We start from the raw sequence: 11,926 nt of genomic DNA on the forward strand, positions 1-11,926 counted from the left end.
ACCCAATGACGTCAATGCGCTTCACCGTCGCCGCCATTGCAGCGAGCATGGCTTTCACCGCGCACGCCGATACCATCAAGATCGGCGAGATCAATAGCTATAAAGTCGTGCCCGCATTTTTGACGCCGTACAAGAACGGCTGGAATCTCGCGCTCGATGAAATCAACGCAGCAGGCGGCGTCAACGGCAACAAGCTCGAAGTCATTTCACGCGACGACAACGGCAATCCCGGCGATACCGTTCGCGTCGCGCAAGAACTCGTCGCGCGCGAGCAGGTGAAGCTGTTGTTCGGCGGCTATCTGTCGAACACGGGTCTCGCGCTCGCGGACTACGCGAAGCAGCGGCGCATCTTTTTCCTTGCGGCCGAACCGCTCACCGACAAGATCGTCTGGCAGGACGGCAACAAGTACACGTATCGGCTGCGTCCGTCGACATACATGCAGGTCGCGATGCTCGTGCCCGAAGCCGCGAAGCTGAAGAAGAAGCGCTGGGCGCTCGTCTATCCGAACTACGAGTACGGGCAATCCGCCGTCGCCACGTTCAAGCGCTTGCTGAAGGCGGCCCAACCGGATGTCGAGTTCGTGATGGAGCAGGCCACGCCGCTCAACAATATCGATGCGGGCGCCGTCACGCAGGCGCTCGCCGATGCGAAGCCGGACGCCATCTTCAACGTGCTCTTCAGCGCGGACCTCGGCAAGTTCGTGCGCGAAGGCAATACGCGCGGCTTGTTCAAGGATCGCGCGGTCGTGTCCTTGCTGACGGGCGAGCCGGACTATCTCGACCCGCTCGGCAAGGAAGCGCCGGTCGGCTGGATCGTGACGGGTTATCCGTGGTATTCGATCGAGACGCCCGAGAACAAGAAATTCGTCGCCGCGTATCAGGCGAAGTATCACGACTATCCGCGCCTGGGCTCGGTCGTCGGTTATTCGGCGATGATGTCGCTCGCCAACGGCCTGAAGAAAGCCGGCTCGCCCGATCCCGACAAGCTCGCCGCCGCCTTCAAGGGCTTGCAGGTCGACACGCCGTTCGGTCCGATCACGTACCGCAAGCAGGACAATCAATCGACGATGGGCGCGTATGTCGGCGTGACCGGCCAGAAGGACGGCAAGGGTGTGATGACGACGTTCCGTTATGTCGATGGCGCCAGCGTGCAGCCATCGGATGAGGAAGTGAAGAAGCTGCGTCCCGCGGATTAACTTTTGGGAAAGGGCTTGCTGACGAACTTCGATCCGGCGAGCCCGAAGCGCCACGGCACGTCGATCGCTTTCGTAAGGCCGATGCGCGGCCCGACCGCGATCGGAAAGTCCTGTTCCGGCGGCTCGATCTCGAACGGCGCTTCCAGCAGCGACATGCCATTTTGCTTGTGCGTGATGCCGAGCGCCTGCGCGAGACGGCCCGGCCCCGAGCACAGGAGCTTTATCGGCTCCAGTCCGCGCCGCTCACGCATCAGATCGATACCGGCGAGCGGCTCGATCGCTCGAATCAGCACGCCCGCGCCGTGACCGGCCTCGCGGCACACGAAATTCAGGCACCAGTGAATGCCGTACGAGCGGTACACGTACGCATGCGCGGGCGGCCCGAACATTGCTGCGTTGCGTGGTGTCGGCCCGGAAAACGTGTGCGACGCGGGATCTTCGCGATCGTATGCTTCCGTTTCGACGATGCGGCCGCCGACGCCGTCGAAGGTCACGATCGCGCCGATCAGGCGTTGCGCGACTTCGTCGGACGGTGCGTAGAAATCGATGGGTTTGGGTTTCCTGTTCACAGGCGGTATTCTAGCCGCGCCGCCGCATCGGAACCCAACGATCAGGAGACGCCGAAATGAACGCTTCGTGGTTTCTCAAGTTCTCGAATGCACTCGCGCAGATCGCGGGCCACGCATCGACTTTCATGATTGCGGTCGCGCTCGTGGTTGCCTGGGGCATCTCCGGTCCGCTCTTTCATTTCAGTGACACATGGCAGCTCGTCATCAATACTTCGACGACCATCGTCACATTCCTGATGGTCTTCCTGATTCAGAACACGCAAAACCGCGATACCGCCGCGATGCAGATCAAGCTCGACGAGCTCATCCGCGCGATCGATCAGGCGCATAACGCATTGCTCGATCTCGAAGAACTCGACGAAAAAGAACTCACGGTTTTTCGCAAGCGCTATGAAAAGCTCGCGCAGGAAGCGCGCGATAACTTTCGTTCGGCAAGCAGCGATATCGACATGCCTGCTTTCCCAAATAGGGATAAGCGCAAAGGCTAAGCTTGCATGCCGAGGCATTGATACGAGGCCCGGCATTTTTTTCTTGCAGCCTTCGCAAAGTGCGTGACAGGACGCAGCGAAGGCATGTAAGCTCGGGGTTTCGCCACGCGGCCGACAGCATGACGCCGCCTGCCAGGCCGCTTTTCGTCGATGCGGTTCCCTGAGCACCCGCAAACGTTTTCTAAGAAATCCCTAAAGAAATCGAAAACGTTTTGCCATGGCCGGACCGGCCAGAAAAAATCCGAAAAGAAAAATTTCACCCTCTAAAGTTTTTCGAGTTTCTGCCGCAAAGGGCGCGCGCCAGGCGTTTCTAAACCGCTAACAGAGGCCATTTCCGGCCTTTAATTCGCGAAGTTATTTCTTTCCGGAATGGCTAGGATGTGTCCTGCCCGGTAATCCTTTTGCCGGGTCCACACCTACCTAAACACCTTGAAGGAAAGAAAAATGCGCAAATTGATGAAGGCATTCGTGCGCGACGAGCGCGGTGTCAGCGCGATGGAGTATGCGGTTCTCGCCGGCATCGTCGTGCTGGCGCTGGGCGCAATGGCAGCCACGTTCAAGACCAGCATCGGCACTATGTTCTCGAACCTGTTCGATCAGGTCACCACATCGCAGAACAAGGCTCAGTAACAGACGTCCGTGCGTTACTCGGGTGTCGCCGCCTGCAGTCGCGGATCGCACCGCCCGCTCACATAACTACAGACCATCGTGCAGCTTCTGTCTCTTTGCATCCGTCTGATCGTGCTCTGCGTGCTGCTCTGGCTCGCGGTCATCGACGTGCGCTCCCGCCGCCTGCCGACCAAAATCGTGCTGGTCGTCGGGGCGCTCTTCTTTGCCGATGCGCTCGCACGCCGCATGCCGCTCGACGATGTCATCGTTCATCTGCTGCTCGCCATTGGCGTGTTCTTGTTCTGCGCCGTGCTGTTCGCGGCAAAGATGCTGGGCGGAGGCGATGCAAAACTCGCCTCCGTAATTTTTCTCTGGGCCGGCCTCGCCTTGTCGCTGCCCGCCTTGACTCTGATTTCCGTGATCGGGACCGTCGTGGCCCTGGTCAGTCTCGCGACGCGCACCATGAATCCCGTTCAACGCTTCATGCCATTGAGTGCGCTCGCGATGTTTTCCGGCGCGCGCGGCGTGCCTTACGGCGTCGCCCTCGCGCTCGGCGGCGGCCTCGTGATCGTGCTGCCGGCGCTTTTGCCTTTCTTTGCGATCCGATAGGACGGCGCGCTCATGTCCAACATCATCAAGTTCGCCGTGCTTCTGGTCGGCGCTTTGCTCATCGCGCTCATCGTGCGGGTCGTGGTCGCGAGCGCCTCGCGCCCGGCCAATCATCCCGTCACCTCGGAGAAGGTGCAGGTCAGCGCGGCCGATTTGCCGCAAGGCCTCCTGCTGCGCGACGAAGACCTCACGTGGAAGTCGGTGCCCGCGTCGCAAGTGCCGCCGAATGCGATCGTTTCCGGTGCGCAGCCCGCCGTCGACATCAAGGGCGCGCTTCTGCGCCATCCGGTCGAAAGCGGCGCGGTGCTCACGTCCGCCGACGTCATCCTGCCGAACGCGCCGGGCTTTCTTGCCGCGACGCTCAAGCCCGACATGCGCGCCGTGTCGGTCGCGGTGGACGACGTGTCCGGCAACGCGGGTCTCATTCAGCCGGGCGACTATGTCGACCTGCTTCTCACGCAGCAAATGGATCGCCGCACCGACTCCCCGGATCTCGCCGTGTCGAGCGAAACCGTGGTCGAGCATGTGCGCGTGCTGGCTGTCGGCTCCGAAATCAATCGGCCGAAGATCAACGGTGACGCGGCCGAAGCGATCGCGCGCGCCCGCACGGTGACGCTCGAAGTGACGCCCCGAATGGGCGAAGTCGTCGCGGTGGCGGCGCGTCTCGGCTCGCTGTCGCTCGCGCTGCGCAGCTTTGCGACCGAAACGCGCGACCCGAACGCAACGGCCGCGGCGGCGGCATCGTCGCCGCCGCGCACGCCGCTCTGGGCCGGCGATATTTCCCGCGCCGTGCGCGATCTGCCGCGCTCGCGACAGCCGCAAGTCAGCGCTGTGAGTCACGCGCCGGCGCCCGCGCGCCCGGTCGCGATCTATCGCGGCTCCGAGAAGAGCGAGAACGTGAGCATCGCGCAGGTCGGCGGATCGTCGGACGGCGCGCCGCCCTTGCCGAGCGTGCCGCCGGGCAGATGAGCGCCGGACGCGCCGCGCAAGGACGCGGCAAATAACAGCAGCAACCAGTTGCGGCGGCACAGCGCCGCCAGGATCGAAACTCATGAAAACGCAGTTGGACTTCGGCAGCATCGAAAGGCGGGGCGCGCGAATCGCGCTCGCGTGCGCGGGCGTGCTGCTGGCATGGTCCGTCGAGGCGGCGCAGCCGGGCGTGCCCGCGAAGGCGCCGGCAGACGCGACGGCTTCGGCCGCCCGGCTCGCACCGATGCGCGCGCAAAATCCCGCGCTCGTGCGCACTGCGCTCGCGGTGCCGAATCGCGTGGCCGCGCCGGACGCCGCGATGGGGATGGGCGCGCTCACCCTCGACGCGGGCAAGGGCACGATGCTGCGCCTGCCGGAAGACGCCACCTCGGTGTTCGTCGCCGATCCGTCGATCGCGGACGTGCACGTGCCGTCGCCGAAAACGGTCTTCGTGCTCGGCAAGAAGACCGGCACGACGACGCTCTACGTGCTCGGCCCGAACAACAAGACGCTGCTGCAGCGCACGGTGATCGTCGCGCGCGACATGATGGCCCTGCGCAACATGCTCTCGTCGCGCTTTCCCAATCTGAACGTGCAGGCGACGACGGGCCAGGGCTCGCTGCTCGTCTCGGGCCAGGTGCCGACCGCGTCCGATGCCGATGCCATCGTGCAGGCCGTGACGCCGTTCCTCGCCGACAAGGAAGTGCTGATCAACCGCCTGACGGTGGATCGTCCGCTGCAGGTGCAACTGCGCGTGCGCATCACCGAGGTGGACCGCAACGTGACGCAGCAGCTCGGCATCAACTGGCAGGCGCTCGGCACGTCGGGCAACTGGCTCGGCGGTCTCTTCAGCGGCCGCCCGATCCAGAACCTGAATCAGCCGATCGCGAACGGCAACGGCGGCGTGACCTATCCGATCAACCTCGCGGCCAACAACGCGTTCTCGTTCCTGACCGGCTTCCATACGGCCAACACCGACATCCGCGCGCTCATCGACGCGCTGAATCAGGAAGGCCTGCTTACCGTGCTCGCCGAGCCGAATCTCGTCGCGATGTCGGGCCAGACGGCCAGCTTCCTCGCGGGCGGCGAGTTCCCGATTCCGGTGTCGCAGACCAACGGCGCGATCTCGGTTGAGTTCAAGCAGTTCGGCGTCAAGCTCGACTTCACGCCGACCGTGCTGAACGAGCGCCGCATCAGCCTGAAGGTGCGTCCCGAAGTGAGCCAGATCGACACGACCGCGAGCGTTACGACCGGCGGCGTGACGGTGCCGGGCCTCTCGGTGCGCCGTGCCGACACGACGGTCGAGCTCGCGAGCGGCCAGAGCTTCGCCATCGGCGGGCTGTTGCAGAGCAATACCACGGACATCGTTTCGCAGGTGCCCGGCATCGGTTCGATTCCGGTGCTCGGCAAGCTGTTTTCGTCGTCGAACTACCAGAACAACAAAACCGAGCTCGTCATCATGGTGACGCCGTATCTCGTCGAGCCGACCGACTCCGCGAAGCTGCGCTCGCCGCTCGATTCGTTGATCTCGCCGTCGAGCGATGTCGAATACAGCTTCCAGCGCAAGGCGGGCCAGCCGAACGCCGCGCAGCCGTCCGCATCCGAACCGCGTCTCGTGGGCGCGGCGGGCTATGTCTATTGAGCGCCAAGTCATGAAACACGCACGTCCTCTCATGTTCGCGGCGCTCGTCGCCTTCGCTTGCGGCGCGACCGGCTGCTTCCATCCGCCGCGCAACATGCCCAACGATTCGACGATCGGCTACGACGGCCAGAACGCCATCCCGCCCGATTGCGACTCGCTCGCGCGCGGCTCGCACATGACCGACGCGGGACGGCGCCGCCCGGCGATGCAATGGGGCTGCGCAACCTATACGAACCTCGCGGCGCAGCTCGCGCGTCCGGCCGATATCGTCGCGCCGCAGACGCTCGGCCCGGCCGACGGCGCGACGGCGGCGAGCGCGATACGCCGTTACGAAACCGGCCACGTGATCCCGCTCGACTCGAGCACGTCGCGCGAAGCGAAGTAGCGCCTAAACAGACGGACATCATGAGCACATCATGAGCACAACAGAAATCAGTTTCTTCAAGGGCAAGCAAGGCGTGCGGATTGCGGACTTCATCGCGTTCGTGGCGGACCGCAAGACCGAGCAGGTGTTGAAGAGCTTCGTGCTCGAACAGGCGATGCCGCACGTGCATATCGCCGTCGGCAACGTGGACGACGCCATCGCGCATCTGTCGAAGATCGAGCGCTCGCCGCTCTTTCTGCTCGTCGACCTCGAAGGTTCGGTGATGCCGCTCTCGGAGCTCGGCCGCCTCGCGGAAGTGTGCGAGCCGTCCGTGCAGGTCGTCGCGATCGGCGAGCGCAACGACGTCGGCCTGTTCCGCAGCCTGCTCAAGATCGGCGTGCGCGACTATCTGGTGAAGCCGCTGACCGTCGAGTTGCTGAAGCGCACCGTCAACGTGTCCGAGGGCAAAGTCAGCCCGGTGACGCTGGCGCGCGCGGGCAAGACCATCGCGTTCGCGGGCGCGCGCGGCGGCGTCGGCGTGACGACGCTCGCGCTCAATCTCGCGCGCCATCTCGCGGAAGACACGCACCGGCGCGTCGCCTATGTCGATCTGAAACTGTGCGGCGGCGCGGCCAACAGCATGCTCGGCACGCAGAGCAACAACGGTCTCGTCGACGTGCTGCAAAACGTGCATCGTCTCGATCCGCAATACGTGGAGCGCACGCTCGTCGCGAACGGCAGCCGCCTGTTCGTGCTGTCGGCGGATCTCGATTACGGCACAGCCAAGCAGTTCGAGCCGGGCGCGCTGCGCCGCGTGGTCGAGCTGCTGTGCGACAGCTTCCACTACGTGATTCTCGATATCGGCGACCCGAACGACGCACTCGCGGCCGAAGCGTTCGATCACGCGTCGCGCGTGTATCTCGTCGCGGACCGCTCCGTGCATTCGACTCGCGAAACCATCCGGATGCTGCGCTATATCGAGGACCGAGACAGCAATCCGCCGACCTCCGTGCTGCTCAACAACCCGAACGCCGCGACCGCGGGCAAGGTGCAGGAGGCCGACTTCATGACGGCCGTGGGCCGCACCGTGTTGCACGAGGTGCAGTTCGAGCCGAAGATGCTCGCGACCGCCGAGAATCTCGGCGAAGCGCCGCGTGAACGCGGCCAGAACAACTTCACGCAGGCCATCGCGCGCGTCGCCAACGACCTGACGGGCCAGCACGCGGCCGTCGAGCGCACGTTCCTGAGCAAGTTCAAGCTCAGGAGGGCGTGATGTTCGGGCAGAAGCAGGCGCGCGCCACGCCGCCGTCCGGTCTCGATGAAAGCGCGCCGCCACAAGGCGAGGCGCCGGCGCTTGCGGTCGTCGAGAAGCCGGCGGCCGTCGCGCCCGCGCGCGCTCAGCCCGGCGACGGCAATGAAACGCTCGTGCGCTCCGATCTCTTCAGGACGATCCGCGCGGGCGTGTTCGCTGCGATGAATCCGTCGGCGGCGGTCGGCAAGACGCGCGAGCAGATGAAGCCCGCCGTCGAGACGCTCGTCGTCGATGTCGCCGAGCGCGAGCGCCTGAACATCACGATCTCGGAGCAGGTGCAGATCGTCGGTGAGTTGCTGAACGACATGTTCGGCCTCGGTCCGATCGAACCCTTGCTCGCCGATGAAACCATCACCGACGTGCTCGTCAACGGACCCGATCAGGTGTGGGTCGAGCGGCACGGACGGCTCGAACTGACCAACTGCAAGTTCCGCGACAACGCGCACGTGATCAACGTCGCGCAGCGCATCGCGGCGGGCGTCGGGCGGCGCGTCGACGAAAGCAGCCCGATGGTCGATGCGCGCCTCGCCGACGGCAGCCGCGTGAATGTCGTGCTGCCGCCGCTCGCGATTCATGGCGCATCGATTTCGATTCGTAAGTTTTCCAAACGAAATATCACGCTGCACCGCATGGCGCAGCAGGGCAACCTGTCGGCCGCGATGGCCAACGTGCTCAAGCTCGCGAGCACCTGCCGCCTCAATGTCATCGTGTCGGGCGGCACGGGTTCGGGCAAGACGACGCTGCTCAACGCGCTGTCGCATTTCATCGGGCACGGCGAGCGCACGGTGACGATCGAGGATGCGGCCGAACTGCAGCTCGTCCAGCCGCATGTCGTGAGTCTCGAAACGCGGCCTGAAAACGCCGAAGGGCTCGGCGCGGTGACGCAGCGCGACCTCGTGCGCAACGCGCTGCGGATGCGCCCGGACCGCATCATCCTCGGCGAAACGCGCGGCGCCGAAGCCTTCGACGTGCTCCAGGCGATGAACACCGGCCACGACGGCTCGATGACCACCATCCACGCGAACACGCCGCGCGACGGCATCACGCGTCTCGAAAGCATGGTGATGATGGCGAACGGCAATCTGCCGCTCCTGTCGATCCGCCGCCAGATCGCGAGCGCGGTGCATCTGATCGTGCAGATCGAGCGCATGCGCGACGGCATGCGGCGCGTGACGCGCGTAACCGAGCTCGTCGGAATGGAGGGCGACGTCATCATCACGCAGGATCTCTTCACGTTCCGCTATGACGCGAGCGCCTATAGCGAGGAAGTGAAGGGCGTGTTCGAAACCGGCGCCGTGCGCCCGGCGTTCTCGCAGCGCGCCGCGTACTACGGTCTCGAAGACGCGCTTCTGGAGGCGATGAAGCCATGAGCCTCGTCAACCTGATCACGTTCGCTGCGTTCGCGTGCGTGCTGCTCGCCGGCGTGATGGTCGTGGTCCTGCAAGACATGCGCGACAACCGGCCGCCGTCGCGCATCCGCCAGCGCATGCAGAAGTCGTTCATAGCGCAGGGCGCACATGCGGCGCAGGCGAACAAGCTCGATCTCGACATCTTTCAGGCGAGCCGCAGGGACAACGTGTTCACGCGCTGGACCGGGCCGCGTCTCGCGCGCCTGCGGACCGTCGCGGGCGCCAACGGCGTGCGTATCGTGATCGTCGCGGCGCTGGCGGGCGAGCTCGTCGCCGTGCTGACGAACACCTTCGCGCCGCTGCCCGACTTCGCGCGGCCGCTCGTGCTCGTCGGCTTGCCGGTGCTCGCGCTGGTGCAGGCGTACCGCTTCCTGATCGAGCGCTTTCGCAAGCGCTTTCTCGACGGCTTTCCCGATGTCATCGACATGATCGTGCGTGCGGTGCGCGCGGGCGTGCCGGTCACACAGGTGATCGGCTCGGCGGCGAGCGAGTGCCGCGACCCACTCAAGAGCGAGTTCCAGCTGATGGCCGACTCGCTGCAGGTGGGCCTCGATCTCGACGAAGTGCTCACGGTCGCGATGCGCCGCATCGAGATCGCGGACTTCTCGTTCTTTTGCGTGTGTCTGCTGCTGCAGCGCGAAACCGGCGGCCAGCTCGGCGAGACGCTCGAGAACCTGTCGGGCATCGTGCGCACGCGCCGTGAGATTCGCCAGAAAACCAAGGCGCTGACCGGCGAGGCGCGCATCACGACGAAGATTCTCGCCGCCATTCCCGTGATCATCATGTCGTCGATGTATGCGATCAACAAGCCCTATCTGATGATTCTGTTCAGCACCGATTCCGGGCAGAACCTGCTCACCTTCGGCGTGGTGTCGATCGTCATGGGGCTGATCGTGATTGGCAAGATGTCGAAGCTCGATACCTCGCGATGAACCCGAACAACGTCGAAACCATCATCAATCTGCTGATGCTGCTCGGGCTGCTCGCGGCGCTCGCGGTGTGGTGGGCGCACAAGCACGGCGGCAAGCGCGGACGCATCGCGGAGCGCGCGCGCATGGCCGCGGCCACGCATCGCTTCGAGAGCGCTGCGGCCGACGACGATGGCGATAACGCGTCGCTCTCCGAGCGCATCTTGCGCCGCCTCGCGCGCATCGGCGACAAGATTCCGCTCTTCGACGCGAAGTATCGCCTCAAGCTGCAGAAGGAAATGGTGAAGAGCGGCTACCGCAGTCATCTCGCGGTGTCGATCCTGCTGGCCGTGAAGTTCTTCTGCGGGCTCGCGTGCGCGGCCGCGACCGTGATGCTCGGCTCACGCATTCCGATGATCGGTGCGTATCCGGCGGGGCGCGGCATCGCGATGTTGATGGTGTTCATCGTCGGGATGATCTTGCCGGAGTACGTGGTCGCGTTCAAGGCGTCGCGCCGCCGCAAGGCGATGGGCGCCTGCCTGCCCGATGCGCTCGACCTGCTCGTCATCTGCACGAACGCGGGCAACAGTCTCGGCGTGTCGATCCGGCGCGTCGCCGACGAGCTGCGGACGATCTGCCCGCCGCTCTCCGACGAGTTTTCGCTCGCCGCCGACGAGCTCAAGCTGTCCGGCGACAGCGCGCGCGCCCTCAACAATCTCGCCGAGCGCATCGACCTGCCGTCGATCCGCGCGCTCATCTCGACGCTCACGCAGTCGATGCGCTATGGCACGCCGATCACGCAGGCGCTGCGCACGCTGTCGCGCACCGAGCGCGTCGCGCACATCGTGTCGCTCGAGGAAAAGGCGGCGAAGCTCGCGCCGAAGATGGTCGTGCCGATGATGTTGTTCATTCTCCCCGCGATCATCGCGATCGCCGCGGGGCCTGCCGTTATCCAGTTGCTTGCGTTCATCGCGGGAAGTTCGAAATGAAGCCATCCATTCAACGTCGCGCCGGACTTGTCTGCGCCATCGCGCTGCTGTGCGCCGCAGCGGGCTGCACGACGAGCGTGCGCCAGGTTACCGACACGCGCCCCGTGCTGCGCAACTCCGCGCCGAGCACGATCAGCGAACTGCGCATCGCCGACACGGCGCTCGAATCGAACAACTTCGATCTCGCGACCTCGCTGTACGAGAAAGCCGTGCAGGCCGATCCGAAATCCGTGCCGGGCCTGACGGGTCTCGGCAACACGCTGTACGCCGTCGGCGACTACACGCGCGCGGGCGTCTACTATCAGCGCGCGAGCCAGATCGATCCGAAGGCGACGCCGCCGCTCATCGGCATTGCGCGCGTGGCGATTCATCAGCGCCGCTTCGATGACGCCATCGCCACGTACAAGCGCGTGCTCACGATCACGCCGAACGATCCGCTCGCGTGCGCGGGCCTCGGCGCCGCGCTCGATCTCTCGGGCGATCACGCGCACGCTCAGGCGCTGCTGCGCGCCGCGTTGCAGGCCAATCCCGGCGATCCGATGCTGTCGGTGAATCTCGGTCTCTCGCTGACGCTCGCGGGCGATCCGCGGCAGGGCGCGAACGTGCTGCTCGACGTGACGCGCTTTCCCGCCGCCCCGCCGCAGGCGCGCCAGAATCTCGCGCTCGCCTACGGCCTGCTCGGCAACGACGATGCGGCCGCGGCGATTCTCTCGCGCGATCTGCCGAAGTCGTCGGTACAGGACAACCTGCGCTTCTACGAATTGCAGCGTGCGCGCGACGGGCAAGGCGCGCAGCCGGTGAAGAGCGTCGCCGTATCGGCGATTGCGACGCCCAGGGTCCAGACCGCGAGCGTGAAGTGACC

At 65.0% G+C, this 11,926-nt stretch carries 13 protein-coding genes; 12 read left to right on the forward strand and 1 reads right to left on the reverse strand.

The genetic code is table 11. The annotated features are described in order from the left end of the window. Window positions 1-5: 5 nt before the first annotated feature. Complete coding sequence (locus AWB74_RS29760; protein ID WP_061150225.1) at window positions 6-1,196, forward strand: ABC transporter substrate-binding protein; 1,191 nt, start codon at window positions 6-8, stop codon at window positions 1,194-1,196. On the opposite strand, the gene AWB74_RS29765 is transcribed toward AWB74_RS29760, so the two are convergent. Next, complete coding sequence (locus AWB74_RS29765) at window positions 1,193-1,765, reverse strand: DNA-3-methyladenine glycosylase (RefSeq protein WP_087039276.1); 573 nt, start codon at window positions 1,763-1,765, stop codon at window positions 1,193-1,195. The two genes, AWB74_RS29760 and AWB74_RS29765, sit on opposite strands and share 4 nt — an antisense overlap. 56 nt (window positions 1,766-1,821) lie before the next feature. On the opposite strand from AWB74_RS29765, the gene AWB74_RS29770 reads away from it, so the two are divergent. From AWB74_RS29770 to AWB74_RS29820, 11 genes are all read left to right on the forward strand, one after another. Continuing rightward, on the forward strand, window positions 1,822-2,253 hold the full coding sequence (locus AWB74_RS29770) for a low affinity iron permease family protein (RefSeq protein WP_061150227.1): 432 nt from the start codon (window positions 1,822-1,824) through the stop codon (window positions 2,251-2,253). 444 nt (window positions 2,254-2,697) lie between these two features. Further along, window positions 2,698-2,883, forward strand: coding sequence for a Flp family type IVb pilin (locus tag AWB74_RS29775; protein ID WP_061150252.1), 186 nt, complete (start codon window positions 2,698-2,700; stop codon window positions 2,881-2,883). 78 nt (window positions 2,884-2,961) lie between these two features. Then, on the forward strand, window positions 2,962-3,471 hold the full coding sequence (locus AWB74_RS29780) for an A24 family peptidase (protein ID WP_061150228.1): 510 nt from the start codon (window positions 2,962-2,964) through the stop codon (window positions 3,469-3,471). A 12-nt stretch (window positions 3,472-3,483) separates the two neighbouring features. Further along, on the forward strand, window positions 3,484-4,440 hold the full coding sequence (cpaB, locus tag AWB74_RS29785; protein ID WP_061150229.1) for a Flp pilus assembly protein CpaB: 957 nt from the start codon (window positions 3,484-3,486) through the stop codon (window positions 4,438-4,440). A gap of 82 nt (window positions 4,441-4,522) precedes the next feature. Then, entirely contained in the window at window positions 4,523-6,082 is a 1,560-nt protein-coding gene (locus AWB74_RS29790; RefSeq protein WP_061150230.1) for a type II and III secretion system protein family protein, read from the forward strand. A gap of 10 nt (window positions 6,083-6,092) precedes the next feature. Beyond that, complete coding sequence (locus AWB74_RS29795) at window positions 6,093-6,467, forward strand: CpaD family pilus assembly lipoprotein (protein WP_061150231.1); 375 nt, start codon at window positions 6,093-6,095, stop codon at window positions 6,465-6,467. A gap of 31 nt (window positions 6,468-6,498) precedes the next feature. Beyond that, on the forward strand, window positions 6,499-7,719 hold the full coding sequence (locus AWB74_RS29800; RefSeq protein WP_061150232.1) for an AAA family ATPase: 1,221 nt from the start codon (window positions 6,499-6,501) through the stop codon (window positions 7,717-7,719). Beyond that, window positions 7,719-9,128, forward strand: coding sequence for a CpaF family protein (locus AWB74_RS29805; protein ID WP_061150233.1), 1,410 nt, complete (start codon window positions 7,719-7,721; stop codon window positions 9,126-9,128). The genes AWB74_RS29800 and AWB74_RS29805 overlap by 1 nt, the downstream gene beginning before the upstream one ends. Then, a complete protein-coding gene (locus tag AWB74_RS29810; protein WP_061150234.1) occupies window positions 9,125-10,099 on the forward strand; it encodes a type II secretion system F family protein in 975 nt (324 codons plus the stop codon). The genes AWB74_RS29805 and AWB74_RS29810 overlap by 4 nt, the downstream gene beginning before the upstream one ends. Continuing rightward, window positions 10,096-11,064, forward strand: a complete 969-nt coding sequence (locus tag AWB74_RS29815; RefSeq protein ID WP_061150235.1) for a type II secretion system F family protein — start codon at window positions 10,096-10,098, stop codon at window positions 11,062-11,064. Before AWB74_RS29810 ends, AWB74_RS29815 begins: the two co-directional genes overlap by 4 nt. Beyond that, window positions 11,061-11,924 (forward strand): tetratricopeptide repeat protein, encoded by an 864-nt coding sequence (locus tag AWB74_RS29820; protein WP_061150236.1) that lies wholly within the window; start codon window positions 11,061-11,063, stop codon window positions 11,922-11,924. Before AWB74_RS29815 ends, AWB74_RS29820 begins: the two co-directional genes overlap by 4 nt. Window positions 11,925-11,926: the final 2 nt, after the last annotated feature.

Source organism: Caballeronia arvi, from assembly GCF_001544695.2.
In the GTDB taxonomy this organism is placed as follows: Bacteria; Pseudomonadota; Gammaproteobacteria; order Burkholderiales; family Burkholderiaceae; genus Caballeronia; species Caballeronia arvi.

Bases quoted from the DNA above. Each gene is read 5' to 3' on its own strand.
- AWB74_RS29760 (WP_061150225.1), top strand. From the start codon at position 6: ATGACGTCAATGCGCTTCACCGTCGCCGCCATTGCAGCGAGCATGGCT.
- AWB74_RS29770 (WP_061150227.1), top strand. From the start codon at position 1,822: ATGAACGCTTCGTGGTTTCTCAAGTTCTCGAATGCACTCGCGCAGATC.
- AWB74_RS29775 (WP_061150252.1), top strand. From the start codon at position 2,698: ATGCGCAAATTGATGAAGGCATTCGTGCGCGACGAGCGCGGTGTCAGC.
- cpaB (WP_061150229.1), top strand. From the start codon at position 3,484: ATGTCCAACATCATCAAGTTCGCCGTGCTTCTGGTCGGCGCTTTGCTC.
- AWB74_RS29790 (WP_061150230.1), top strand. From the start codon at position 4,523: ATGAAAACGCAGTTGGACTTCGGCAGCATCGAAAGGCGGGGCGCGCGA.
- AWB74_RS29795 (WP_061150231.1), top strand. From the start codon at position 6,093: ATGAAACACGCACGTCCTCTCATGTTCGCGGCGCTCGTCGCCTTCGCT.
- AWB74_RS29800 (WP_061150232.1), top strand. From the start codon at position 6,499: ATGAGCACAACAGAAATCAGTTTCTTCAAGGGCAAGCAAGGCGTGCGG.
- AWB74_RS29805 (WP_061150233.1), top strand. From the start codon at position 7,719: ATGTTCGGGCAGAAGCAGGCGCGCGCCACGCCGCCGTCCGGTCTCGAT.
- AWB74_RS29810 (WP_061150234.1), top strand. From the start codon at position 9,125: ATGAGCCTCGTCAACCTGATCACGTTCGCTGCGTTCGCGTGCGTGCTG.
- AWB74_RS29815 (WP_061150235.1), top strand. From the start codon at position 10,096: ATGAACCCGAACAACGTCGAAACCATCATCAATCTGCTGATGCTGCTC.
- AWB74_RS29820 (WP_061150236.1), top strand. From the start codon at position 11,061: ATGAAGCCATCCATTCAACGTCGCGCCGGACTTGTCTGCGCCATCGCG.